The organism is Enterobacter sp. SST3, assembly GCF_000286655.1.
In the GTDB taxonomy this organism is placed as follows: domain Bacteria; phylum Pseudomonadota; class Gammaproteobacteria; order Enterobacterales; family Enterobacteriaceae; genus Enterobacter; species Enterobacter roggenkampii.
In genome coordinates this window covers 236,404-261,209 of sequence record NZ_ALNS01000014.1, presented here as the reverse complement: position 1 = coordinate 261,209, position 24,806 = coordinate 236,404, and the positions used below count along the sequence as shown (strand labels likewise).

At 59.6% G+C, this 24,806-nt stretch carries 18 protein-coding genes; 9 read left to right on the top strand and 9 right to left on the bottom strand.

The window, feature by feature from the left end; genetic code table 11:
- The 3 genes from gsiB to iaaA are packed head-to-tail and all read right to left on the bottom strand — an operon-like array spanning nucleotide 1 to nucleotide 4,384.
- Nucleotides 1-1,539, bottom strand: coding sequence for a glutathione ABC transporter substrate-binding protein GsiB (gsiB, locus tag B498_RS11885; protein WP_008501200.1), 1,539 nt, complete (start codon nucleotides 1,537-1,539; stop codon nucleotides 1-3).
- Between the two features lie 23 nt (nucleotides 1,540-1,562).
- Nucleotides 1,563-3,434, bottom strand: coding sequence for a glutathione ABC transporter ATP-binding protein GsiA (gene gsiA / locus B498_RS11890; protein ID WP_008501199.1), 1,872 nt, complete (start codon nucleotides 3,432-3,434; stop codon nucleotides 1,563-1,565).
- An 11-nt stretch (nucleotides 3,435-3,445) separates the two neighbouring features.
- Nucleotides 3,446-4,384 carry a beta-aspartyl-peptidase gene (gene iaaA / locus B498_RS11895; RefSeq protein WP_032622895.1) on the bottom strand — a complete coding sequence of 313 codons (939 nt, stop codon included), beginning with the start codon at nucleotides 4,382-4,384 and terminating at the stop codon, nucleotides 3,446-3,448.
- A gap of 187 nt (nucleotides 4,385-4,571) precedes the next feature.
- On the opposite strand from iaaA, the gene moeA reads away from it, so the two are divergent.
- Together moeA and moeB are read left to right on the top strand one after the other, a co-directional pair.
- Nucleotides 4,572-5,804 (top strand): molybdopterin molybdotransferase MoeA, encoded by a 1,233-nt coding sequence (moeA, locus tag B498_RS11900; RefSeq protein ID WP_008501197.1) that lies wholly within the window; start codon nucleotides 4,572-4,574, stop codon nucleotides 5,802-5,804.
- 1 nt (nucleotide 5,805) lies between these two features.
- Entirely contained in the window at nucleotides 5,806-6,558 is a 753-nt protein-coding gene (moeB, locus tag B498_RS11905) for a molybdopterin-synthase adenylyltransferase MoeB (RefSeq protein ID WP_008501196.1), read from the top strand.
- Nucleotides 6,559-6,643: 85 nt separating this feature from the next.
- Here the strand turns inward: moeB and fsa are convergent, their stop codons facing one another.
- Nucleotides 6,644-7,306 carry a fructose-6-phosphate aldolase gene (gene fsa / locus B498_RS11910; protein WP_008501195.1) on the bottom strand — a complete coding sequence of 221 codons (663 nt, stop codon included), beginning with the start codon at nucleotides 7,304-7,306 and terminating at the stop codon, nucleotides 6,644-6,646.
- A 128-nt stretch (nucleotides 7,307-7,434) separates the two neighbouring features.
- Between fsa and B498_RS11915 the strand changes: the two genes are divergently transcribed.
- The 4 genes from B498_RS11915 to B498_RS11930 all read left to right on the top strand — a co-directional run bounded on the left by B498_RS11915 (nucleotide 7,435) and on the right by B498_RS11930 (nucleotide 13,162).
- A complete protein-coding gene (locus tag B498_RS11915) occupies nucleotides 7,435-8,334 on the top strand; it encodes a glycyl-radical enzyme activating protein (protein ID WP_008501194.1) in 900 nt (299 codons plus the stop codon).
- A 4-nt stretch (nucleotides 8,335-8,338) separates the two neighbouring features.
- Nucleotides 8,339-10,771, top strand: a complete 2,433-nt coding sequence (locus B498_RS11920; protein ID WP_008501193.1) for a formate C-acetyltransferase/glycerol dehydratase family glycyl radical enzyme — start codon at nucleotides 8,339-8,341, stop codon at nucleotides 10,769-10,771.
- Between the two features lie 167 nt (nucleotides 10,772-10,938).
- Nucleotides 10,939-11,754 carry a Cof-type HAD-IIB family hydrolase gene (locus B498_RS11925; protein WP_008501192.1) on the top strand — a complete coding sequence of 272 codons (816 nt, stop codon included), beginning with the start codon at nucleotides 10,939-10,941 and terminating at the stop codon, nucleotides 11,752-11,754.
- A gap of 151 nt (nucleotides 11,755-11,905) precedes the next feature.
- On the top strand, nucleotides 11,906-13,162 hold the full coding sequence (locus B498_RS11930; protein WP_008501191.1) for a DUF1479 domain-containing protein: 1,257 nt from the start codon (nucleotides 11,906-11,908) through the stop codon (nucleotides 13,160-13,162).
- On the opposite strand, the gene B498_RS11935 is transcribed toward B498_RS11930, so the two are convergent.
- Nucleotides 13,159-14,232 carry a LacI family DNA-binding transcriptional regulator gene (locus B498_RS11935; RefSeq protein ID WP_008501190.1) on the bottom strand — a complete coding sequence of 358 codons (1,074 nt, stop codon included), beginning with the start codon at nucleotides 14,230-14,232 and terminating at the stop codon, nucleotides 13,159-13,161. The genes B498_RS11930 and B498_RS11935 overlap by 4 nt on opposite strands.
- A gap of 288 nt (nucleotides 14,233-14,520) precedes the next feature.
- On the opposite strand from B498_RS11935, the gene B498_RS11940 reads away from it, so the two are divergent.
- Together B498_RS11940 and B498_RS11945 are read left to right on the top strand one after the other, a co-directional pair.
- The gene (locus tag B498_RS11940; RefSeq protein ID WP_008501189.1) at nucleotides 14,521-15,822 is read left to right on the top strand and encodes an MFS transporter; all 1,302 of its coding nucleotides are present in this window, start codon (nucleotides 14,521-14,523) and stop codon (nucleotides 15,820-15,822) included.
- 17 nt (nucleotides 15,823-15,839) lie between these two features.
- Nucleotides 15,840-18,203 (top strand): TIM-barrel domain-containing protein, encoded by a 2,364-nt coding sequence (locus tag B498_RS11945; protein WP_008501188.1) that lies wholly within the window; start codon nucleotides 15,840-15,842, stop codon nucleotides 18,201-18,203.
- A gap of 83 nt (nucleotides 18,204-18,286) precedes the next feature.
- Here B498_RS11945 and B498_RS11950 read toward each other — a convergent pair whose 3' ends face one another.
- Nucleotides 18,287-19,882, bottom strand: coding sequence for an ABC-F family ATPase (locus B498_RS11950; RefSeq protein ID WP_008501187.1), 1,596 nt, complete (start codon nucleotides 19,880-19,882; stop codon nucleotides 18,287-18,289).
- A 222-nt stretch (nucleotides 19,883-20,104) separates the two neighbouring features.
- Here B498_RS11950 and ldtB point away from each other — a divergent pair, with 222 nt between their 5' ends.
- Nucleotides 20,105-21,025: a L,D-transpeptidase gene (gene ldtB, locus B498_RS11955; protein ID WP_008501186.1), complete on the top strand. Its 921-nt coding sequence runs from the start codon at nucleotides 20,105-20,107 to the stop codon at nucleotides 21,023-21,025.
- A 41-nt stretch (nucleotides 21,026-21,066) separates the two neighbouring features.
- Here the strand turns inward: ldtB and B498_RS11960 are convergent, their stop codons facing one another.
- The 3 genes from B498_RS11960 to B498_RS11970 are packed head-to-tail and all read right to left on the bottom strand — an operon-like array spanning nucleotide 21,067 to nucleotide 24,549.
- On the bottom strand, nucleotides 21,067-21,783 hold the full coding sequence (locus B498_RS11960) for a GntR family transcriptional regulator (RefSeq protein WP_008501185.1): 717 nt from the start codon (nucleotides 21,781-21,783) through the stop codon (nucleotides 21,067-21,069).
- A 15-nt stretch (nucleotides 21,784-21,798) separates the two neighbouring features.
- Nucleotides 21,799-23,121: a PTS sugar transporter subunit IIC gene (locus tag B498_RS11965; RefSeq protein ID WP_008501184.1), complete on the bottom strand. Its 1,323-nt coding sequence runs from the start codon at nucleotides 23,119-23,121 to the stop codon at nucleotides 21,799-21,801.
- Between the two features lie 51 nt (nucleotides 23,122-23,172).
- A complete protein-coding gene (locus tag B498_RS11970) occupies nucleotides 23,173-24,549 on the bottom strand; it encodes a glycoside hydrolase family 1 protein (protein ID WP_008501183.1) in 1,377 nt (458 codons plus the stop codon).
- Nucleotides 24,550-24,806 lie beyond the last annotated feature (257 nt).

The window sequence follows — 24,806 nt, the reverse complement described above, 5'->3', positions numbered from 1 at the left end:
TTATTTTAAATCCGCATCGTCAAAGCTAAAGCCCGTGTCCGGCATGATGTAGAACCCGGTCAACGCTTTGTTATGGGCTGACACCAGTTTCTCCACCACCAGCGGCACCCACGGCGACTCTTTCCAGATGATGTCCTGCGCGTCCTTGTAGAGGCGTGCTTTCTCCTCCGGTTTGGTGGTTTTCAGCGCGTCAGCCAGGTCTTTGTCCACCTGCGGGTTGCTGTAGAATGCGGTATTGAACAGGGTTGGCGGCCAGTTCTGCGAGGCAAACAGCGGCGACAGCGCCCAGTCGGCTTCACCGGTCGAGGCCGACCAGCCGGTGTAGAACATCCTCACCCCGCTCTCTTTCTGCCCTTTCCCCTCGACCTCTGCCGCACGCTGCCCGGCATCCATGGCGGTAACCTGCGCCTTAATCCCCACCTGCGCCAGCTGCTGCTGGGTAAACTGCAGCACCTTCTGGGCGGTACTGTGGTTATGCGACGACCACAGCGTGGTGCTAAAGCCGTTCGGATAGCCCGCCTCTTTCAGCAGCTCGCGCGCTTTGGCCGGATCGTACGGCCACGGCTGATAGCTTTGCGCATACGCGATAGCCGGCGGCAGCACGCCGGTGGCCGGGGTGGCATAGCCCGCAAAAGCGACCTTCACCAGCGCCTGACGGTTAATGGCATAGTTAATGGCTTCGCGCACCTTCGGATTATCGAACGGCTTTTGCGTGACGTTCATGCTGATGTAGCGCTGCATGATCGACGGGCTGGCGACCAGCTCCAGCTTGCTGTTTTTCTCCAGAATGGCGGCCTGCTCGTACGGGACCGGGAAGGCAAACTGCGCCTCGCCGGTTTGCAGCATCGCCGCACGGGTATTGTTATCCACCACCGGACGCCAGGTGATGGTGTCCAGCTTCGGCAGCCCTTTCTGCCAGTAGCCCGCGTATTTCTTCACCTTCACAAAATCGGTCTGGTTCCAGGTGACCAGCTCGTACGGACCGGTACCCACCGGGTGGAAGCCAATCTCCTTGCCGTATTTCTTCAGCGCGGCAGGGGAGATCATCGCCGTCGCCGGGTGCGCCAGGATATTGATAAACGCGGAGAACGGCTCTTTCAGGGTGATTTTTACCGTCGCCGGGTCGACCACCTCGGTTTTGGCGATGTTTTTATAGAGGTTATAACGCTTGAGGCTGTTCTCAGGATTGCTGGCGCGATCGAGGTTTACCTTCACCGCGTCCGCATTAAAGTCGGTGCCGTCCTGGAACCTCACCCCGGTTTTGAGCTTAATGGTGTACACCAGCCCGTCATCCGAAACGGTGTACCCCTCCGCCAGCACGTTTTTAAGCTTCATCTCTTTATCCAGGCCAAACAGGCCCTGGTAGAACGATTTCGCCACCGCCTGGGAGAGCGTGTCGTTAGCGTCATACGGATCCAGCGTGGTGAAGTTAGAGCCGACGGCGACCACCACATCTTTGGCAGCGAACGCGGGGGCAGCGGCCAGGGCTGCCGTCACGCTCGCGGCTAACAACCATCTACGCGCTACAAATGTAACCATTATGTTCTCCTGCCTGTTGAAAGTTATAACCGCGAAAAGGCATTGTCCTGACGCGGGGGAGCCACGAAATGACCCGGACCGACCTCACGCAGCGCCACGCGCTCCACGGCCTCGCCGCGTTTACGAATATTGCTCGGCATTTCATCCTGCAGCAGCACGCGCTGGCCGTGACGATGCGCCGGATCGGCGACCGGGACCGCCGCGATGAGCTTGCGGGTATAAGGGTGCTGTGGGTTCTCGAACACCGCCCTTCGCGGCCCGATTTCCACGATTTGCCCCATAAACATCACCGCCACGCGATGGCTAATGCGCTCAACCACCGCCATGTCGTGCGAGATAAACAGGAAGGCGATCCCCATATCCCGCTGTAAATCCAGCAGCAGATTGATGATTTGCGCCCGGATAGAGACATCCAGCGCCGAGACGGATTCATCCGCAATCACCACTTTCGGGTTCAGCGCCAGCGCGCGGGCGATGCAGATACGCTGCCGCTGCCCGCCGGAAAACTCGTGCGGATAACGCCAGGCGTGTTCCGGCTTCAGGCCAACGCGCTCCAGCAGCCAGGCCACGCGACGCTGCGCCGCCTCGCCGTCGAGCAGGTTATGCACCCGCAGCGGCTCCATGATCGAATACCCCACCGTATGTCGCGGATCGAGGGAGGCATACGGATCCTGAAAAATAAACTGAATATCCCGCCGCACCGCCTGCAGCCTGCTGTCCGGAAGGGTATCAATGCGCTCGCCGTTAAAGGTAATGCTTCCCTCCTGCGCGTCCACCAGACGGAGCAACGCGCGCCCGGTCGTGGATTTACCGCAGCCGGACTCCCCTACCAGCGCCAGCGTTTCGCCCGGCCAGAGGTCGAAGCTGACGTTTTCCACCGCGTGCACTTCGCGCTTTACGCGGTTCAGTACACCGCTGCGCAGCGGAAAACGCGTGACCAGATTGCGCACTTCCAGAATGGGCTTGCCCGGCACCACGGTGTCCTGCTCGCGTTCCTCCTCCTGCGGCTCAGACGCCTCCAGGGAAATCAACGGAAAACGACGCGGCAGATCGCTGCCGTTCATCGCCCCCAGGCGCGGAACCGCCGCCAGCAGCGCTTTGGTGTAAGGATGCGCGGGCGCGTGAAAAATCTGTTCAACCGGTCCGGTTTCCACCGCGCTGCCCTTGTGCATCACCAGCACCCGATCGGCGATATCGGCGACCACGCCCATATCGTGGGTGATGAAAATCACCCCCATCTCCATCTCCTGCTGCAGCACCTTGATGAGCTGCAGGATCTGCGCCTGAATCGTCACGTCCAGCGCCGTCGTTGGTTCATCGGCAATTAGCACAGCTGGACGGCAGGAGAGCGCCATGGCAATCATCACCCGCTGGCGCATGCCGCCGGAAAGCTGATGCGGATAGCGGCCCAGGATGGCCTGCGCCTCCGGAATGCGCACCAGCTCCAGCATGCGTCGGGCCTCGTTGAGCGCTTCATCACCGCTTAGCCCCTGATGCAGGCGGATGGACTCGGCAATTTGTTCCCCGACCGGGAACACCGGGTTCAGGGAGGTCATCGGCTCCTGAAAGATCATCGCAATGTCCGCCCCGCGCACGCCCTGCATCTGCGCGCCGCTCAGCTCGTTTAAATCAATGACCTGACGGTTACGGCGGCGCAGCAGCATTTTCTCGCTGCTGATTTGCCCGCCCGTCTGTTCCAGCAGGCGCATCAGCGCCAGCGCGGTGACCGATTTCCCGGAGCCGGATTCGCCAACAATCGCCAGCGTCTCGCCGCGCCTGAGCGTGAACGATAAATTCTGTACTGCGGGGATGAACTGCCGCTCTTCCTGAAACGCAATATTCAGCTGATGGACAGCCAGCACTTCGCGGTTGTCCAGCTCTTCACTGTGCGGCACGCGCTGCCCCCTTATTCACGATAGATCCCCGTGCTCGGCTCATCGCCGGCATAGCCCCAGGCGCGGTACATGCCTTCACTGTTGAACGGCAGGGCCACGTTGCCCTCGCGATCCACAGCAATGAGTCCGCCGACGCCGCCCAGGGCAGGCAGTTTCTCCATCACCACGCGCTCGCAGGCTTCGCTGAGGCTTAAACCGCCGTAATCCATCAGCGCGGTGATGTCGTAGGCCGCAAGGGCACGAATAAACACTTCCCCGGTGCCGGTACACGACACCGCCGCCGTCGCGTTATTGGCATAGCAGCCGGCGCCCGGCAGCGGGCTGTCGCCCACGCGTCCGGGGAGCTTGTTGGTCATCCCGCCCGTGGAGGTTGCCGCCGCGAGGTTGCCCGCTTTGTCGAGCGCCACCGCGCCGACCGTGCCCATTTTGCTGCGCTCATCCAGCGGCGCAGTATGGTCAAGCTGCGTCATACCCGCCGAACGGGCGTCCAGCAGCTGCTGATAGCGCGCCTCTGTGGAAAACAGATCGGGCGATACCGGCGCCATTCCGTGTTCGAAGGCAAACCTCTCCGCCCCCGCGCCCGTCAGCAGCACGTGCGGGCTCTCTTCCATCACCAGACGCGCGGCCAGCACCGGGTTACGCAGGTGGCTGACGCCTGCCACGGCCCCCGCTTTCAGGGAGATACCGTCCATGACGCAGGCATCCAGCTCGTGGGTTTCATCCCGGGTAAAGACCGAACCGATCCCCGCATTAAATAACGGGCACTCCTCCAGCAGGCGTACCGCCTCGGTGACCACGTCCAGCGCGCTCTCGCCCGCTTCCAGCATTTTCTGGCCCGTTTCGACAATGGCGTACAGCGCGTCGATGTAGCGCTTTTCCTGCTCAGGAGTGAGCTGTGCACGGGTGATTGCCCCGGCCCCGCCATGAATTGCGATTACCGCCTTAACCATTCGCATCACCCGTTAGCCTGTTTTGCGGCTTTTTCTATAAATATCATTATCGTCGACGAAACTTCAGATGATTTTTGAATATAGAAAGACGTAACAGTGATGTAAAGCGTACACCCTCCGGTCATACAGTTAGCCGCACTTTTCTGCCATAATGGACGCTTTCGTTGTTACTCCGCAGGAGCCCACCATGGATTTTACCGCCGGACTGATGCCGCTTGAGACGGCACTCACGCAGATGCTTGACCGAGTTTCCCCGCTGCATGACGTTGAGACGCTGCCCCTCGTGCGCTGTTTTGGCCGTATTGCCGCACGCGATATCGTCTCCCCGCTCAACGTGCCGGGGTTTGATAACTCCGCAATGGACGGTTACGCGGTACGCCTGGCGGATCTCCAGACGGGTAACGCCCTGCCGGTGGCGGGTAAAGCCTTTGCGGGTCAGCCATTTAGCGGCGAATGGCCTGCGGGCACCTGCGTGCGCATCATGACCGGCGCGCCAGTTCCGGCTGGCTGCGACGCTGTCGTCATGCAGGAAGAGACCGAACAGACCGACGACGGCGTGCGTTTTACCGCCAGCGTCAAAGCGGGCCAGAACATCCGCCGCACGGGCGAAGACATCACCCTCGGCGCGACCGTTTTTGCCGCCGGGCAAAGGCTGACGGTGGCGGAGCTGCCGGTGCTGGCCTCGCTCGGCATCGCGGAAGTTGATGTTATCCGCAAAGTGCGCGTCGCCGTTTTCTCCACCGGCGACGAGCTGCAGCTTCCGGGCCAGCCGCTGCAGGACGGCCAGATTTACGACACCAACCGCCTGGCGGTACACCTGATGCTGGAGCAGCTGGGCTGCGAGGTGATTAACCTCGGCATTATTCCAGACGACCCGGAAAAACTGCGCGCGGCGTTTATCGAGGCGGATAAATCCGCCGACGTGGTCATCAGCTCCGGCGGCGTCTCCGTGGGCGAAGCGGATTACACCAAAACCCTTCTTGAAGAGCTGGGCGAAATCGCCTTCTGGAAGCTGGCGATCAAGCCGGGCAAACCGTTCGCGTTTGGCAAGCTTCCACACAGCTGGTTCTGCGGCCTGCCGGGTAACCCGGTCTCGGCGGCACTCACCTTCTACCAGCTGGCGATCCCGCTGCTGGCGAAGCTTTCCGGCAACAAGGCCAGCCCGCTGCCGGAACGCGTGCGCGTGCGTGCCGCCACGCGGTTGAAAAAATCACCGGGCCGTCTCGATTTCCAGCGCGGCATTCTGGCGCGCGGTGCGGACGGCGAGCTCGAAGTGAGCACCACCGGACATCAGGGTTCGCACATTTTCAGCTCCTTCAGTCTGGGCAACTGCTTCATCGTGCTGGAGCGCGAGCGCGGCAACGTGGAAGCCGGCGAATGGGTTGAGGTCGAGCGCTTTAACCACCTGTTCGGAGGCTGACATGACGGTGGAGCTGAGCGATCAGGAGATGATGCGCTACAACCGCCAGATTGTGCTGCGCGGGTTTGATTTCGAAGGTCAGGAAGCGCTCAAGGCGGCCAGTGTGCTGGTCGTCGGGCTGGGCGGGCTGGGCTGCGCCGCCGCGCAGTACCTTGCCGCGGCGGGCGTAGGAAGCATGACGCTGCTGGATTTCGATACTGTGTCGGTGTCCAACCTGCAGCGCCAGACGCTGCACAGCGACGCGACGGTGGGCCAGCCGAAAGTGGAATCCGCCAGAGCGGCGCTGGCGCGCATCAACCCCCACGTTCAGTTCACGCTGATTGACGCAATGCTGGATGACGACGCGCTCTCCGCGCAGATTGCCCGGCACGATCTGGTCCTGGACTGCACGGATAACGTCACCGTCCGTAATCAGCTCAACGCGGGCTGTTTTGCTCACAAAACCCCGCTGGTCTCCGGGGCGGCGATCCGCATGGAGGGGCAAATCAGCGTCTTCACGTACGCCGAGGGTGAACCCTGCTACCGCTGCCTGAGCCGTCTGTTTGGCGAGAATGCGCTGACCTGCGTTGAGGCGGGCGTGATGGCGCCGCTCGTCGGCGTGATTGGTTCACTGCAGGCAATGGAAGCGATCAAGGTGCTGACGAATTACGGCACGCCCGCCGCGGGGAAAATCGTGATGTATGACGCGATGACCTGCCAGTTCCGCGAGATGAAGCTGATGCGTAACCCGGGGTGTGAGGTGTGTAGTCAGTAAAAAGTCGGGTGGCGGCTTCGCCTTACCCGACCTACAACGGCTCGAACGTAGGCCGGGTAAGCGTCAGCGCCACCCGGCAACCGCGTCAGATGGACGTCCGTCCAAACGCCCCCTGCCAGTCCTGCTCAAACTTCACAATCGCTGCGTCTACCGCCGGAGAGGTAATAAACTGCTGCGCCACGTCCAGCGGCAGCGTGATGGACTCGCAGCCTGCCAGCAGGCAGTCCAGCGCCTGACGCGGGGTTTTAAAGCTCGCGGCCAACACCTTTGACTGCGGCGCGTGCAGCGTCAGCAGCTGTTGCAGCTCAATTACGGTCTGAATCCCGTCCCCGCCCTGCGCGTCCACGCGGTTAACGTAAGGCGCCACATACTCCGCCCCCGCCAGCGCGGAGAGCATTCCCTGCGCGGCACCGTAGACCGCCGTGCCCAGGGTCGGGATCCCTTCCGCCTTCAGCATCTTGATCGCCGCCAGCCCTTCTGCAGTCACCGGCACTTTCACCACCAGATCGTTAATGATGGCGCGCAGCTTACGCGCGTCTTCCACCATCCCTTCGGCGGTGGTCGCCATCACCTGCGCGAACAGACGGCCTTTACCGCCCAGCGCGTCGTGCAGCGCGGGCAGCAGTTCGTCGAGCGGCGTTTTACCGGCCGCCACAATGCTTGGGTTGGTGGTCACGCCCGCCAGCGGGAAGATACGCGCCAGCTTTTTGACTGCCGCAACGTCAGATGTGTCGAGATAAAGTTCCATGATGTCACCCTCAAATTAGCCTGCACTTACCCTATCACGACAAAACCTGCTCAAGAGTTGACCTGCATCAAGATAACTTTCATTCGAAAGTTATTTAATCTTCATATGCAAGATGAGAGGCGAAAAACATGATCTTCAATATTCAGCGTTACTCTACCCACGACGGCCCCGGTATACGTACCGTGGTGTTCCTGAAAGGCTGCTCGCTGGGCTGTCGCTGGTGCCAGAACCCGGAAAGCCGCTCCCGCAGCCGGGACGTGCTGTTTGATGCGCGTCTGTGCCTGGACGGCTGCGACCTGTGCCAGCAGGCGGCACCGGGCTGCATCGAACGCGCGCTGAATGGCCTGGTCATCCACCGCGAAAAGCTGAGTGAAGAGACGCTTGATGCCCTCACCGACTGCTGCCCGACGCAGGCGCTGACCGTTTGCGGCGAAGAACAGCAGGTCGAGGAGATCATGGCGACCGTACTGCGCGATAAACCCTTCTACGACCGCAGCGGCGGCGGGATCACCCTCTCCGGCGGCGAACCGTTTATGAACCCGGAGCTGGCGCACGCGCTGTTTAAAGCCAGCCATGACCAGGGTATCCACACCGCCGTCGAAACCTGCCTCCACGTGCCGTGGCACTATATTGAGCCGTCATTACCCTACGTCGATCTGTTCCTCGCCGACCTGAAGCACGTCGACGGTGACGTTTTCAAGCAGTGGACGGACGGTTCGGCTAAGCGCATCCTGGACAACCTGAAACGCCTGGCCGCCGCCGGGAAAACGATCACCATCCGCGTGCCGCTGATCCAGGGCTTCAACGCGGATGAAGCCTCCATCACCGCCATTACCAACTTCGCTGCCGATGAACTCGGCGTCCACGATATTCATTTTCTGCCGTATCACACGCTGGGCATGAACAAATACACCCTGCTCGGCCAACCCTACTCTGCCCCTGACAAACCGCTGGATAACCCTGCCCTGCTGGACTTCGCGCAGCAGTACGCCTGCCAGAAAGGGTTAACCGCGACCTTACGAGGATAAACTTATGACCACCCTGAATCTCAACACCCTCAGCGAGCGCATTAAGGCGCACAAAACGGCCCTGGTGCATATCGTGAAGCCGCCGGTCTGTACCGAGCGCGCCCAGCATTACACCGAAATGTACCAGCAGCACATGGACAAGCCGATCCCGGTGCGCCGCGCCCTGGCGCTGGCGCATCACCTGGCCAAGCGTACCATCTGGATCAAGCACGATGAGCTGATCATCGGGAACCAGGCCAGCGAAGTGCGCGCCGCGCCGATCTTCCCGGAATACACCGTCTCCTGGATTGAGAAAGAGATTGACGACCTGGCGGACCGTCCGGGCGCGGGCTTTGCGGTGAGCGAAGAGAACAAGCGCGTGCTGCATGAAATCTGCCCGTGGTGGCGCGGCCAGACGGTGCAGGACCGCTGCTACGGCATGTTCACCGACGAGCAGAAAGGCCTGCTGGAAACCGGCATCATCAAAGCCGAAGGCAACATGACCTCCGGCGACGCGCACCTGGCGGTGAACTTCCCTCTGGTGCTGGAGAAAGGTCTCGACGGCCTGCGCGCCAAAGTGGCCGAGCGCCGCTCGCGCATCAACCTGACGGTGCTGGAAGACCTGCACGGCGATCAGTTCCTGAAAGCAATTGATATCGTGCTGGAAGCGGTGAGCCTGCACATCAAACGCTTTGCCGACCTGGCGCGTGACATGGCCGCCAGCGAAACACGCGAAAGCCGCCGCGACGAACTGCTGGCGATGGCGGAAAACTGCGACGTGATTGCCCACGAACCGCCAAAAACCTTCTGGCAGGCGCTGCAGCTGTGCTACTTCATTCAGCTGATCCTGCAGATTGAGTCCAACGGACACTCCGTCTCCTTCGCGCGGATGGACCAGTATCTCTATCCGTTCTACCGCCGCGACGTGGAGCTGAACCAGAGCCTGGACCGCGAGCACGCCATCGAGCTGCTGCACAGCTGCTGGCTGAAATTGCTGGAAGTGAACAAGATCCGCTCCGGCTCGCACTCGAAGGCTTCCGCCGGTAGCCCGCTGTACCAGAACGTCACCATCGGCGGCCAGAAGCTGGTCAACGGTGAGCCGATGGACGCGGTGAACCCGCTCTCGTACGCAATTCTGGAATCCTGCGGTCGCCTGCGCTCCACCCAGCCGAACCTGAGCGTGCGCTACCACGCGGGCATGAGCAACGACTTCCTCGACGCCTGCGTGCAGGTGATCCGCTGCGGCTTCGGGATGCCGGCATTTAACAACGACGAAATCGTCATTCCGGAATTCATCAAGCTCGGCGTTGAGCGCGACGACGCCTACGACTACGCGGCCATTGGCTGCATCGAAACCGCGGTAGGCGGCAAGTGGGGCTATCGCTGCACCGGCATGAGCTTCATCAACTTCGCCCGCGTGATGCTGGCCGCGCTGGAAGGCGGCCGCGACGCCACCAGCGGCAAGGTGTTCCTGCCGCAGGAGAAAGCTCTCTCTGCCGGTAACTTCGATAACTTCGAGGAGGTGATGGCGGCGTGGGATAGCCAGATCCGCTACTACACCCGCAAATCCATCGAAATTGAATACGTGGTGGACACCATGCTGGAGGAGAACGTCCACGATATTCTCTGCTCGGCGCTGGTGGACGACTGCATCGAGCGCGCGAAAAGCATCAAGCAGGGCGGCGCGAAGTATGACTGGGTCTCCGGCCTGCAGGTGGGCATCGCTAACCTCGGCAACAGCCTGGCGGCGGTGAAGAAGCTGGTGTTCGAACAGGGCGTCATTGGCCAGCAGCAGCTGGCGGCGGCGCTGGCCGATGATTTCGACGGACTGACCCACGAGCAGCTGCGCCAGCGCCTGATCAACGGCGCGCCGAAGTACGGCAACGACGACGACAGCGTGGATATGCTGCTGACCCGCGCCTATCAGACCTATATTGAAGAGCTGAAGCAGTACCATAACCCGCGCTACGGCCGCGGCCCGATTGGCGGTAACTACTACGCGGGCACCTCTTCCATCTCCGCGAACGTGCCGTTTGGCGCGGCGACGATGGCGACGCCGGACGGACGTAAGGCGCATACCCCTCTGGCGGAAGGGGCCAGCCCGGCTTCCGGTACGGACCACCTCGGCCCGACGGCGGTAATTGGCTCGGTGGGCAAACTGCCGACGGAAGCGATTCTCGGCGGCGTGCTGCTGAACCAGAAGCTGAACCCGTCAACGCTGGAAAACGACAGCGATCGCCAGAAGCTGATGGTGCTGCTGCGCACCTTCTTCGAGGTGCATAAGGGCTGGCATATCCAGTACAACATCGTCTCGCGCGAAACGCTGCTGGAGGCGAAGAAACACCCGGACCAGTACCGCGACCTGGTGGTGCGCGTCGCGGGTTACTCGGCGTTCTTCACCGCCCTGTCGCCGGATGCGCAGGACGATATTATCGCCCGTACTGAGCATACGCTGTAAAAAAAACGCCCGGTGGCGCTGCGCTTACCGGGCCTACAGAGTCTCCCCGTAGGCCGGGTAAGGCGAAGCCGCCACCCGGCTTTCTGACTTTCATTCGAAATTAAATTTGTGCTCCTCGTCACCTTGTTATTAGAATGTTTCAAAACGCAGTGACCCAGGAGCACAGTATGACCGTTAAAGTTATCGTCACCGATATGGACGGAACTTTCCTTGATGATGCCAAGCAGTACGATCGTGACCGCTTCCAGGCACAGTTTGAACAGCTTAAAGCCCGCGACATTGAATTTGTTGTCGCCAGCGGCAACCAGTATTACCAGCTCATCTCCTTCTTTCCGGAGCTTAAAGATCGGATCTCTTTCGTGGCGGAAAACGGCGCGCTGGTGTTCGATCGCGGCGAGCAGATTTTTCACGGTGAGCTGACCCGCCATGAATCGCAGATCGTGATTGGCGAACTGCTGAAGGACAAAGGGCTGAACTTCGTGGCCTGCGGGCTGGAGAGCGCCTACGTCAGCGATAAAGCGCCGGACGCGTTCGTGGCGCTAATGTCAAAGCACTACCACCGCTTAAAGCGCATCAGCGATTACCGCGACATTGACGACGTGCTGTTTAAGTTCTCCCTGAACCTGCCGGACAGCGACATTCCTAATCTGGTGGATAAACTCCACGTCTCCCTGGACGGCATCATGAAGCCGGTCACCAGCGGCTTTGGCTTTGTCGATTTGATTATCCCCGGCCTGCACAAAGCGAACGGCATCAGCCGTCTGCTGAAGCGCTGGAAAATTTCTCCGCAAGAGTGCGTGGCCATTGGCGACAGCGGCAACGATGCCGAGATGCTGAAGCTGGTGAAATATTCCTTTGCGATGGGCAACGCGGCAGAGAGCATCAAAGAAATCAGCCGCTACAGCACCGATGACAACAACCATCACGGCGCGCTGAACGTCATCCAGGCCGTGCTCGACAACCATTCCCCGTTCGACGCCTGATCCTCTTCTCGCCGGAGCCCTGCTCCGGCACCCTCACTCATTTTCCCGTCCTGTGGCGTAGGTCAAGTTTTTAAACTTGCATTAACTTATTTTTAACTTAAAGTATCACTTGTAGATACTTTTACTTTCGAATGAAAGATGCGAGGCAGTTATGACCTTTACCAGTGAAACCTTGCCAGCGGATCACAAAGCGGCAATCCGTCAGTTGAAACGTGAGTTACGCGCGCAGATCGGCGACGTGCAGGCGGTGTTCGACAAGCTCAGCGACAGCATTGCCACCCGCGTGGCGGAAATTAACGCCCTTAAAAATAAAGGCGAACCCGCCTGGCCGGTGATTCCGTTTAACGATGTGAAAAACGGCACGATTACCGACGCACAGCGCGACGCCGTGAAGCGCCGCGGCTGCGCGGTGATTAAAGGTCACTTCCCGCGCGAGCAGGCGCTGGCGTGGGATCAGTCGATGCTCGACTACCTCGATCTGAACAAGTTTGACGAGGTGTACAAAGGGCCAGGCGATAACTTCTTCGGCACCCTGACCGCCTCCCGTCCGGAGATTTACCCGATCTACTGGTCGCAGGCGCAAATGCAGGCGCGCCAGAGCGAAGAAATGGCGCAGGTGCAGTCGTTCCTGAACCGCTTATGGACGTTCGAGAGCAACGGCAAGCAGTGGTTCGACCCGGACGTGAGCGTGATTTACCCGGATCGTATCCGCCGCCGTCCGCCGGGAACCACCTCGAAAGGACTCGGCGCGCATACCGACTCCGGCGCGCTGGAGCGCTGGCTGCTGCCGGCATACCAGCAGGTCTTTGCCCGCGTGTTTGACGGCAACGTCGACAAGTACGATCCGTGGAACGCCGCGCACCGTACCGAAGTGGAAGAGTATACCGTGGATAACACCACCAAATGCTCGGTGTTCCGCACCTTCCAGGGCTGGACGGCGCTGTCGGACATGATCCCCGGTCAGGGGCTGCTGCACGTGGTGCCGATCCCGGAAGCAATGGCCTATATTCTGCTGCGTCCGCTGCTGGACGACGTGCCGGAGGACGAGCTGTGCGGCGTGGCGCCTGGGCGCGTGCTGCCGGTTTCCGAGAAGTGGCACCCGCTGCTTATCGAGGCGCTGACCAGCATTCCGGCGCTGGAGGCGGGTGATTCGGTGTGGTGGCACTGCGATGTGATCCACTCCGTCGCGCCGGTGGAAGATCAGCAGGGCTGGGGCAACGTGATGTACATCCCCGCCGCACCGATGTGCGAGAAGAACCTCGCCTACGCGAAGAAGGTCAAGGAAGCGCTGGAAACCGGCGCGTCGCCGGGAGACTTCCCGCGCGAGGATTATGAAAAAACCTGGCAGGACCGCTTTACCGTGAACGATCTCAACATCCACGGCAAACGCGCGCTGGGCATGGTCTAGCTGTCGTACAGCCCTTCCCGCTCCACGGCGGTGCGTCGTTTCCCCTGACGTATCCGCCGTACAGATTCCCGCACGGCCAGCGTGCCGTTCAGCAGCAATGTGCCTACCGGCGCGTCCAGGCGCATGAGCCGCTGCTGGAGCATGTGTACCGCTTCCGTTCCCAGCTCATCGCGGGGAACATGCACGGCCGTTAATGGAACATCCTGAATCGCCGCCAGGTTAAAGCCGTCGATGCTCATCACCGAGACGTCCTGCGGCACGCGCAGGCCGTGGTTTTGTAAGGCGCTGATGGTGCCCGCCGCCATAAAGTCGCCGCCAACCAGGAACGCCGTCGGCAGGTCTTTTCCCTGCTGCTGATTTAGCCAATCGCTCACCAGCTGCTCCGTCTCTCTGGCGCTGAAGCTCGGCACCACCAGCAGATCGCGCTTGTCGTTGAACGCCAGGTTGTGGGACTGCCACGCGTCGCGGATCCCCGACAGGCGCAGCTCCATCGTGTAGCGACGCAGGCACAGCACGTTCATCACCTCGCGGTGTCCCATCTCGAACAGGTACTCCGCCGCCCGCTCGCCGATGGCGCGGTGATCCGGCGCAACGGCAGGCAGACGCATGTGCCGGTCGCGGCAGTTAATCAGCATGCAGGGTTTGCCCACGTCCACCGCCAGATCGTGGATATGCGGATCGTCAATACCGAGAAGAATGGCCGCCTGCGTATCCGGCTCGTTCATCCGCGCCAGAAACAGCTGGGCGTCGCTGTCGTTCTCCTCCAGCGCGCAGTAGCGCAACCGGACCTCGTGGGAGGCAAGGGCTTTGCTCACGCTCTGGATCACGCGGTAGTAAAAGATGTCGGACCGCTCGTCGAAGGCGCGCTGCGGGGCAAAAACCACCAGGCTGTTAAGCAGCAGACGCCCGGCCGCCATGCCGTCCATTACCCCCAGCTCGCGCGCGCACGCCAGCACCTTTGCGCGCGCTTTTTCGCTGGTATTCGCTTTCCCCGCCAGCACCCGCGAAACGGTGCTGATGGAGAGCTGCGTGCGGGCCGCGATTTCGGTGATTTTTAGCCTTTTGTCCATTTTGTGATCTGGCTCCATTTGCGAAATGAAAAAATTTTCATAGCGTGTTTGTCAGGCAATAACTGGCATGAATGCCATCATGCCAGAGTGTTTTCGTCTGTTATGAGAAATTTTGCACAAAATCCACTTTTGCCCACTCATTTTCTTCCTTAAGGTGAACTTGTCACACAGCTTCCATACTAGTTGTATAGCAACTTAAGCATTATAAGCGGATAGAAATCAAAGGCATAACAATCTGTGTGACACCTGAACCTCCGTCCCCTTACCGTCCGTCTTGTGGAGAGTAAAATGAGTCAGGACATCAATAACACCATTGCGACAAGCAAAACCCGTCGCGTCATCAAGAACCTGCGCTGGTACGTGCTGGTGCTGTTTTTGCTGGGCGTCACCGTTAACTACATCACCCGAAATTCCTTAGGTATTCTCGCTCCGGAGCTAAAAGAGAGCCTCGGGATCACCACCGAGCAATACTCCTGGATCGTCGGCGCGTTTCAGATCGCCTATACCATTTTCCAGCCCCTGTGCGGCTGGCTGATTGACGTCATTGGCCTCAAGATTGGCTTTATGGTCTGCGCCGGGATCTGGGCGCTGATGTGTATTTTCCATGCGGGCGCCGGAAGCTGGCTGCACCTGGCCATACTGCGCTTCTTTATGGGAGCTTCCGAAGCCGCCGCTACCCCGGCGAACGCCAAAACCATTGGCGAGTGGTTCCCGAAATCAGAGCGTCCCGTTGCCGCCGGCTGGGCGGGCGTGGGCTTCTCCATCGGCGCAATGCTGGCTCCGCCTATCATCTACTTTGCTCACGCCTCGTTCGGCTGGCAGGGGGCGTTTATGTTTACCGGCGTGCTGGCGCTGCTGTGGGTGATCCTCTGGTGGGCGTTCTACCACAACCCCGAGCAGCACCCGAACCTGAGCAAGGACGAGCTGGCGTTTATCAAGCAGGATAACGAACCGGCGCCGGTCAAACTGCCTTTCCTGACCGCGCTGAAAACCGTTTCAAAAAACAAACGCTTCTACGGTATCGCCATCCCGGCCTTTATGGCAGAACCCGCCTGGGCGGTGCTGAGCTTCTGGGTGCCGCTGTACCTTGCCAAAGAGCACGGTATGGACCTGAAGCAGATTGCGATGTTTGCCTGGCTGCCGTTCCTCGCCGCCGACCTCGGCAGCGTAGCGAGCGGCTACCTCACCCGCCTGTACACCCGTCTGTTCGGCTGCTCCCGCGTGAACTCGGTTGTCGCCAGCTCCGTGACGGGCGCGTTCCTGATGATCTCGCTGGCCATCGTGGCCATTACCCGCGACCCGTATATCACCATCGTGCTGATCTCCATCGGCGGCTTCGGGCACCAGATCATCTCCTGCATGCTCAGCGCCCTGGTCGTGGAGTCGTTCGACAAAGGCCAGATGGCGACCGTCAACGGCATGCGCGGCTCGGCGGCGTGGATCGCCAGCTTCCTGTTCTCGCTGTTAATCGGTGTGACCGCCGACAAAATCGGCTTTAACCCGCTCTTTATCGCCATGGGCTTCTTTGACCTGATTGGCGCTCTCTTCCTGGTAGCATTTATTGCTGAACGTCGCGCGAAGCGCGCCTGATAGTGGATGTATTGCATATGAAAACCCTGAAAAACTGGACCCTTGATACGCAGTCGGCAAACCATCTGGAACTGCTGGTCGATAGCCAGCACCGCCTGTGCCTGTATGTGCTGGAAGAGAACCTGTTCCGCGTGCTGATCAAACGCAAGGGCGAGCTGGCGCTGGACCGCACCTGGAGCATCGCACCGGAAAAAGACGTGCCGTGGGAAGGTCGCCGTCGCGACGATATCAGCGGCTTCTCCTGCCCCGCCTGGACGCTGACGCAGCAGGACGATACGTTAACCGTGGCAACCGAGCAGCTGCGCGTCACCGTCCACCAGCCGCTGTGGCTGGAGTGGCACTACCGCAATGACGCGGGCGAGTGGCAGCCGCTGGTCAACGACCGCCCCACCAGCGCCTACCTGCTGAACGCTCACGGCGACGGCGTGGCGCACTACCTCAGCCGCCGCAAGGACGAGCGTTTCTACGGCCTGGGCGAGAAAGCGGGCGATCTGCAGCGCAACGGTAAACGCTATGAGATGCGTAACCTCGACGCGATGGGCTATAACGCCGCCAGCACCGACCCGCTGTACAAGCACATTCCGTTCACCCTCACCCGCCGCGACGACGTGAGCTACGGCCTGTTCTACGACAACCTCAGCAGCTGCTGGCTGGATCTGGGTAACGAGATCGATAACTACCACACCGCCTATCGCCGCTGGCAGGCGGAAGCGGGCGATATCGACTACTACATCTTTACCGGCAGGCGCGTGCTGGACGTCACCAAAGCCTTTGTTCGCCTCACCGGGAAAACGCTGTTTGGACCGAAATGGAGCCTGGGCTACAGCGGCTCAACCATGCACTACACCGACGCGCCGGACGCCCAGAACCAGCTGATGAACTTTATTCGCCTGTGCGAAGAGCACGCCATTCCGTGCGACTCGTTCCAGCTTTCGTCTGGCTATACCTCCATCAACGACAAGCGCTACGTCTTCAACTGGAACTATGACAAGGTGCCGCAGCCGAAGGTGATGAGCCAGGCCTTCCACGACGCGGGAATGAAGCTTGCGGCGAACATCAAGCCGTGCCTGCTGCAGGATCATCCACGCTACAGCGAAGTGGCGGAACGCGGTCTGTTCATTCGCGATTCAGAAACCGATGCACCCGAACGTTCCAGCTTCTGGGATGACGAAGGCTCACACCTCGACTTTACCAACCCGCAGACGGTGCAGTGGTGGCAGAACGGCGTTACCACGCAGCTGCTGGAGATGGGCATCGACTCCACCTGGAACGACAATAACGAATATGAAGTGTGGGACGGGGAAGCTCGCTGCTTTGGCTTCGGCAAGGAGATCGCCATCAAGCATATTCGCCCGGTGATGCCGCTGCTGATGATGCGCGCCTCGCTGGAAGCGCAGCAGCGCTTTGCGCCGGAAAAGCGTCCGTATCTGATCTCCCGCTCCGGCTGCGCCGGGATGCAGCGCTACGTCCAGACCTGGAGCGGCGACAACCGCACCAACTGGGACACCCTGCGCTATAACATCCGCATGGGGCTGGGCATGAGCCTGTCCGGGCTGTTCAACGTCGGGCACGACGTCGGCGGTTTCTCCGGCGACAAGCCGGACGCCGAGCTGTTCGTGCGCTGGGTGCAGAACGGCGTGATGCACCCGCGCTTTACCATTCACTCGTGGAACGATGACCACACGGTGAACGAGCCGTGGATGTATCCGGGCGTCACGCCTGCCATTCGCGGCGCGATTGAGCTGCGCTACCGCCTGCTGCCGTATCTCTACACCCTGCTCTGGCAGGCGCACGCCGACGACGAGCCGATGCTGCGCCCGACCTTCCTCGACCACGAGCACGACGCGCAAACCTTTAAAGAGTGCGACGACTTCCTGCTGGGCCGCGACCTGCTGGTCGCCAGCGTCGTCGAAGCCGGGCAGCGCGAGCGCCGCGTCTGGCTGCCGGATAACGAAACGGGCTGGTACGATTTTTACACTCACGCGTGGTATGCGGGCGGGCAATCCATCGTCCTCGATGCGCCGCTCGAAAAACTGCCGCTGCTGGTGCGCGCCGGGGCCGGTCTGCCGCTCAGCGAGCGCATCACGCATGTGAGTGCCGAAAAAGATACGACCCGCGAGCTGAAGCTGTTCCCGGTGAAAGGCGTTGGCACAACCTCGGGGCTGCTGTTTGAAGACGACGGTGAAAGCTGGGGCTACCTGAACGGCAATGCGCTGTGGGTGGAATGGGAGATGGTGTGCGATGGCGCAACCATCAACCTGAAGGTGAACGCGCGCGGCGACTATCGTCCGGCGTGGAAGGCGCTGAAGGTATCATTACCGGCGGGGGAAAAACGTACGCTGCGGGTGAACGGGGTTGAAAGGAGTGAGTGGGTGCTCTGAACATTGCCGGGTGGCGGCTTCGCCTTACCCGGCCTACAAAGTCACCCGTAGGCCCGGTAAGCGAAGCGCCACCGGGCTTTTTTTTAGCCGTCGATACCTTTACTGCGCAGGTAATCTTCGTAGTTACCGGTGAAGTCCACCACGCGCTCTGGCGTAATCTCGATCACGCGGGTTGCCAGCGAGCTGACGAACTCGCGGTCGTGAGAGACGAAGATCAGGGTGCCCTGATACATCTCCAGCGCCATGTTCAGGGATTCGATCGATTCCATGTCCAGGTGGTTAGTCGGTTCGTCCATCACCAGGATGTTTGGTTTTTCCATCATCAGCTTGCCGAACAGCATGCGGCCTTTCTCGCCACCGGAGAGCACTTTAGCAGGCTTTTTGATGTCGTCCTGGCTGAACAGCAGACGGCCCAGGATGCTGCGCACCGCCTGCTCGTCGTCGCCTTCCTGCTTCCACTGGCTCATCCAGTCGAAGACGGTCAGGTCATTTTCGAATTCGTACTCATGATCCTGCGCGTAGTAGCCAATCTGCGCGTTCTCGGACCATTTCACGGTGCCGTTGTCCGGCTGCAGTTCGCCGACCAGGGTTTTCAGCATGGTGGATTTACCCACGCCGTTGGCGCCCAGAATGGCAATCTTCTCGCCCACTTCCAGCAGCAGGTTGAAGTTTTTAAACAGCGGGCCTTCATCGAAGCCTTTGGTAAGGGCCTCCACTTCCAGCGCGTTACGGAACAGCTTCTTGTCCTGCTCGAAGCGGATGAACGGGTTCTGACGGCTGGAGGCTTTAACCTCTTCCAGCTTGATTTTGTCGATCTGACGCGCGCGCGAGGTCGCCTGACGCGACTTAGAGGCGTTAGCGCTGAAGCGGCTAACGAAGGACTGCAGGTCCGCAATCTGCGCTTTCTTCTTGGCGTTGTCCGCCAGCAGACGTTCGCGCGCCTGGGTGGCGGCGGTCATGTACTCGTCATAGTTGCCCGGATAGACGCGCAGCTCGCCGTAGTCCAGATCCGCCATGTGCGTACAGACCATGTTCAGGAAGTGACGGTCGTGCGAGATGATGATCATGGTGCTGTCGCGATCGTTGAGCGTCTGCTCCAGCCAGCGGATGGTGTCAATGTCCAGGTTGTTCGTGGGTTCGTCGAGCAGCAGGATGTCCGGGTTAGAGAACAGCGCCTGAGCCAGCAGCACACGCAGCTTCCAGCCTGGCGCAACTTCGCTCATCGGGCCGTAATGCTGTTCAACCGGAATGCCGACGCCCAGCAGCAGCTCGCCCGCACGCGCTTCCGCAGAGTAACCGTCCATCTCGCCGTACTGCGTTTCCAGATCGGCCACCTTATAGCCATCTTCTTCGCTCATTTCGGCCAGCGCGTAGATGCGATCGCGCTCCTGCTTCACTTCCCACAGCTCCGCGTGCCCCATGATCACGGTGTCCAGCACGGTGAACTCTTCGAAGGCGAACTGATCCTGACGCAGCTTACCGATACGCTCGTTCGGATCGAGCGACACGTTGCCGAGGGTCGGCTCCAGATCGCCGCCGAGGATCTTCATGAAGGTGGATTTTCCGCTACCGTTGGCGCCAATCAGGCCGTAACGGTTGCCGCCGCCAAATTTGACGGAAATGTTTTCGAACAGCGGCTTACTGCCAAACTGCATAGTGACGTTGCTGGTAACTAACACGGGGAGATTCCTGCGAAAAGTGTGATAAACACGGCATTATGCCACAATTCCGAATTGAGATCCCGTGTTGCGGCAATCCACTAAACTTTAACAAAATCGAAAAAAATGTGATTTCGTACACATCTGAATTCCCTGTTAGCGGGAATGCACATATAATGCGCTCCCATCACAGATTCAGACTTATCAACTCATCGCCTGAATGGCTTAGATACCTCGCACAACATGAACATGAAATTAACAACGCTTTTTGCGGCGGCGTTAGCCGTAGTAGGTTTTTGTAAGACCGCGTCTGCGGTGACGTATCCCCTGCCGACCGACGGAAGCCGTCTGGTGGGTCAAAACCAGGTGGTGACAGTGCCTGAGGGTAACTCTCAGCCGCTGGAGTATTTCGCCGCGCAGTACCAGCTGGGCCTGTCTAACATGCTGGAAGCGAACCCGGGCGTTGACCCGTATCTGCCAAAAGCAGGTACCGTGCTGAATATTCCTCAGCAGCTGATCCTGCCGGATACCGTTCATGAAGGTATCGTGATCAACAGCGCCGAAATGCGTCTGTATTACTACCCGAAAGGCACCAACACCGTTATCGTGCTGCCAATCGGTATCGGCCAGCTGGGCAAAGACACCCCGCTGAACTGGACCACCAAAGTTGAACGTAAGAAAGCGGGCCCAACCTGGACCCCAACCGCCAAAATGCACGCGGAATACATCGCTGCGGGCGAACCGCTGCCAGCCGTTGTGCCAGCCGGCCCGGATAACCCGATGGGTCTGTATGCCCTGTACATTGGTCGTCTGTATGCGATTCACGGCACCAACGCCAACTTCGGTATCGGTCTGCGCGTAAGCCACGGCTGCGTGCGTCTGCGTAACGACGACATCAAGTTCCTGTTCGAAAACGTGCCGGTCGGTACGCGCGTGCAGTTCATCAACGAACCGGTGAAAGCGACGTCTGAGCCAGACGGCAGCCGCTACATCGAAGTGCACAACCCGCTGTCCACCAGCGAAGACCAGATCAACAACAACGAGATCGTGCCGATTACGCTGAACAGCGCGGTGCAGTCCGTGACCTCTCAGCCTGACGTGGAAACCACCATCGTCGACCAGGCGATTCAGAACCGTTCCGGTATGCCGGTGCGTCTGAATTAATCACGCGCATTAAAAAAGCGGGCTTCAAGGCCCGCTTTTTTTTATCCGTTATTCACGATAACAATCCCGCCGTGGTCGTACCGATAGTGGCAGTGGGCATACTCCAGCGCGGTGCCATCTTCCAGATAAATGACCTGCTCCACCTCCAGCACCGGATCGGTTTCCTCACAGACCAGATGCTCTCTGTCCAGCGCGTTGGGCTTTAGCGCCCGCACCACCCGGTATGACCCCATAATTTTCAGCCCCAGGGTTTCCTGAACGTACTGAAACACCGAACCTTCAAGATGGCTTTTCGTCAGGCCCGGCACCAGATTCATCGGCATCACCGTGGAATCCAGTGACATGGGTTCGCCGTTTAATAAACGCAGACGAATAAAGTCATAGACGGGCGCATCGGCGTTAATCATCAGCGACGCCTGCTCTTTTTCGTTCGGGAAGCGCAGTTCAAAATGCACCACCTGGCTGGTAACCGTGCCCAGATGTTCCCAGGTTTTGGTGGCACCGAAATAGTCGCTGCCGGAGAGATCCCACTGCGAGAGCTGGAGGAAGTTTTTGCGGATGAACGTCCCTTGCCCCTGACGGGTGTAGACCAGCCCTTCGACGATCAGCTGACGCATCGCCTGCTGGATGGTCATCCGGCTGGTGCTGAACTCCGCCGCCAGCGCAAACTGGTCCGGAAGCGGTTCATTGGCGGCGTACTGCTGGCTGATAATGCGTTTCTTGATTTCCCGCGCTATGGTGATGTACTTCGCCGCCATCGTCCTTCCTTTCTGTTAGTTTTCTATCCCGCTGTTTTTCAACGCCACTCGCTCGGCAATCTTGAGGAAAGGCAGGTAGAAGAATACACCAAATACAATGATTGCCAACTGCACTACCACCGCCCGCCAGTCTCCTGCCGTGGCCAGCCAGGCGCTGAGAATCGGCGGCGTGGTCCACGGGATCATCACCACGCATCGCGACATGAATCCCAGCGTGGTACAGAGCCAGGCGAAGTAAATGCCTATCGCGGGCAACAGCACAAACGGGATCATCAGCGGCAGGTTAAACACAATCGGCAGGCCGAAGATCACCGGCTCGTTGATATTGAACAGGCCCGGCGCCAGCGACAGACGCGCTACCTGCTTCGCCGACTGCTGTCGGGAGAAGATAAAGATGGCGATCAGCAGCGAGATCGTGCTGCCCGTTCCGCCCACCATGCCAAACGTCGGCACGAAGATGTTGTTGATGATGTGCGGAATGGGCTGGCCGTTGGCGAAGGCCAGCATGTTCTCGTTAGTGTTGATCAGCAGAAACGGCTCCAGCACCACGCTGTTGACCACCGACTGATGGATACCGAGCGTGAACAGAAAGTTGCCGAAGCTGTAGATGAAAATCGTCCCCGGCAGGCTGGTGTTGATCAGCCGCAGCGGCTGCTGGATAAAGGTCGTAATGAGATGGATCAGATCCGTGTGCAGCACGTTTGCCAGCACGGCCGCCAGCACCGCGAACAGGGAGAGCGTGAGGATCGTCGGGATCAGCGCGGTAAAGGATTTGCTGACCGCTGGGGGCACATTTTCCCCGAGCGATATGTTCAGCGCCTTCAGGCGCGAAATCGCGATAAACACTTCCGTTGAGAGCAGCCCAATCAGCACCCCGGCGAAAATCCCGGTGGAGCCGATATTGGCGAAGGTCAGCACCTGCGTGACGTTCACCGCGGCGTCGCTGCCAACGGGCGTAACCTGTAAGCGCATCGGCATCATGATGATAAAACTGCTGACGGCGATAACCACTGCCGAAACCGGGTTGTCGAAATCTTTGTTGCGCGCCAGTGACCAGGCGATCATCGGGGCCAGCAGCAGCGCGGCGATGTTAAGCGTGCCGTTGATAATCGCCTCGCCCCACACTTTGAAGTGTGCCAGCGTATCGCCGTGAAAAATCCACGGGAACACCACGTTGTTCACCAGCACCGCCAGGCCGGCGAGGATGAAAATCGGCATCACCGTGGCGAAGGCGTCGCGCAGGGAGCGCAGGTGCACCTGGTTTGCCAGGCGCGCCGAGAACTCAACAAACTTATCGACAAAGGACTGCATGTGCGGTGTGATTTTTGTTTCAGACATAGCGGCGTGTTCCCATCAATCAGTCACAAAAACGGCCCGGCAGCGTACGGCTTACATCTCGCGTCCGTTGGTATGGATAACCTGTTTTAACCACGCGTAGCTCTTCTTCGGCACGCGCCTGAGGTCTTTCAGGTCGTGGTTTTCCCGGTTGACGTAGACCACGCCGTAGCGCTTACGCATGTCGCCCTGGGAGCTGAGAATGTCGATTAACCCCCAGCCGAGGTAGCCCATGACCTCTGCCCCATCCTCGAATATCGCCGCTTTCATCGCCTCGATGTGCGCCCGGTGGTAGTCGATGCGGTAGGTATCCTCGATGGGGTTGACGCCATCCCAGGACTCAATCACGCCAATGCCGTTTTCAATCGGGAAGACCGGCATGCGCCAGTCGTTGGCGTAGCGGGTAATGATGGTGCGAAAACCGAGCGGGTCGATCTGCCAGTTCCACTCGGTGGCTTTCAGGTAGGGGTTATTTTTCTCGCCGTGCAGCAGGTAATAGTTGACCGGCGTGCCTTCCGGGATCGCATCGCTGTCCAGCGTTTTGCTGGCGTAGTAGCTGAAGGCCATATAGTCGTTTCTGGTGCGCGCCAGTAGCGCTAAATCTTCGGCGCGGTAGATATCACCAAAGCCTTCCTGCTCCACCACCGCCATCACCGCCGGGCTGTAGCCCTGCCCGGCAAAGACGCGCAGCAGGTTCTGGTTGAGGAACTCGTCATACTGCTGGGCGCAGAAGATATCGCGCGGTTTGCAGGTGGCCGGGTAAACCAGCTGGTGCGCCAGCATGCCGCCCATCAGCTGGCCCGGTTTCGTCTGGTGCAGATACTCGGTCAGCGCCATGTGCGCCACCATGGTATGGTGCTGCAGCTCGTACAGCTCGCGCAGGGTTTGATCGCCTTTCATGTAGCCAGAAATGCGGAATGCTTCCGGCATATGGAAGATGTTCTGCTCGTTGAAGGTCAGCCAGTACTTCACGCGGTCGCCAAAGCAGTCGATCATCTTTTTACCGTAGCGGATAAAGGCGTCCATTACGCGGCGGTCATTGAAGCCGTTGTACTCCTGCGCCAGCGCCAGCGGCATATCGAAGTGGTAGAGGCAGATCATCGGCTCAATACCGCGGGCGATGAGATCGTCAATAAAGCGGTCGTAAAACGCGATGCCCTCGTCGTTGAACGCGCCGTCACCCTGCGGACAGACGCGGCTCCAGGAGATCTGGAAGCGGTAGCAGTTCATGCCCAGATCCTGCATCAGGTCGAAATCTTCCCGGTAGCGATGGTAGGAGTCGGTCGCGACTTTCCAGTCGGAGATGTTCTCCCCAGCTTCGCGAATGTCGTACACCGACATCCCCTTCCCGCCCTCGTTCCAGGCCCCTTCCGTCTGCATGCTCGATACCGAGTTGCCCCATAAAAAGTTGGCCGGCAGCTGATTGCTCATGTTTCCTCCCTATATGACTAGTCATTTAAAATTTCATGACTAGTCATATAGGCGAAGATGGCATGTCGATCAAAGCGGAGGATCGTTTTTTGTGAGGTAGGTTAGAAAGAAGACGTCGGGCAGGAAAAATGTATCGCGCCAACCCTGTTATTGAGGCCGGTGCGTTAGCCTATGCAAAATCACATTTCCCGATCGTGCCGCTGGCTGGCCTCATAAAATCACTATTAACTTAATGAGCACGAACCACGGCCCAGGCC

Bases quoted from the DNA above. Each gene is read 5' to 3' on its own strand.
- B498_RS11965 (WP_008501184.1), bottom strand. From the start codon at position 23,121: ATGTCTGAAACAAAAATCACACCGCACATGCAGTCCTTTGTCGATAAG.
- ldtB (WP_008501186.1), top strand. From the start codon at position 20,105: ATGAACATGAAATTAACAACGCTTTTTGCGGCGGCGTTAGCCGTAGTA.
- moeA (WP_008501197.1), top strand. From the start codon at position 4,572: ATGGATTTTACCGCCGGACTGATGCCGCTTGAGACGGCACTCACGCAG.
- B498_RS11960 (WP_008501185.1), bottom strand. From the start codon at position 21,783: ATGGCGGCGAAGTACATCACCATAGCGCGGGAAATCAAGAAACGCATT.
- iaaA (WP_032622895.1), bottom strand. From the start codon at position 4,384: ATGGTTAAGGCGGTAATCGCAATTCATGGCGGGGCCGGGGCAATCACC.
- B498_RS11920 (WP_008501193.1), top strand. From the start codon at position 8,339: ATGACCACCCTGAATCTCAACACCCTCAGCGAGCGCATTAAGGCGCAC.
- B498_RS11940 (WP_008501189.1), top strand. From the start codon at position 14,521: ATGAGTCAGGACATCAATAACACCATTGCGACAAGCAAAACCCGTCGC.
- B498_RS11945 (WP_008501188.1), top strand. From the start codon at position 15,840: ATGAAAACCCTGAAAAACTGGACCCTTGATACGCAGTCGGCAAACCAT.
- B498_RS11915 (WP_008501194.1), top strand. From the start codon at position 7,435: ATGATCTTCAATATTCAGCGTTACTCTACCCACGACGGCCCCGGTATA.
- fsa (WP_008501195.1), bottom strand. From the start codon at position 7,306: ATGGAACTTTATCTCGACACATCTGACGTTGCGGCAGTCAAAAAGCTG.
- B498_RS11925 (WP_008501192.1), top strand. From the start codon at position 10,939: ATGACCGTTAAAGTTATCGTCACCGATATGGACGGAACTTTCCTTGAT.
- B498_RS11935 (WP_008501190.1), bottom strand. From the start codon at position 14,232: ATGGACAAAAGGCTAAAAATCACCGAAATCGCGGCCCGCACGCAGCTC.
- B498_RS11970 (WP_008501183.1), bottom strand. From the start codon at position 24,549: ATGAGCAATCAGCTGCCGGCCAACTTTTTATGGGGCAACTCGGTATCG.
- B498_RS11930 (WP_008501191.1), top strand. From the start codon at position 11,906: ATGACCTTTACCAGTGAAACCTTGCCAGCGGATCACAAAGCGGCAATC.
- gsiB (WP_008501200.1), bottom strand. From the start codon at position 1,539: ATGGTTACATTTGTAGCGCGTAGATGGTTGTTAGCCGCGAGCGTGACG.
- moeB (WP_008501196.1), top strand. From the start codon at position 5,806: ATGACGGTGGAGCTGAGCGATCAGGAGATGATGCGCTACAACCGCCAG.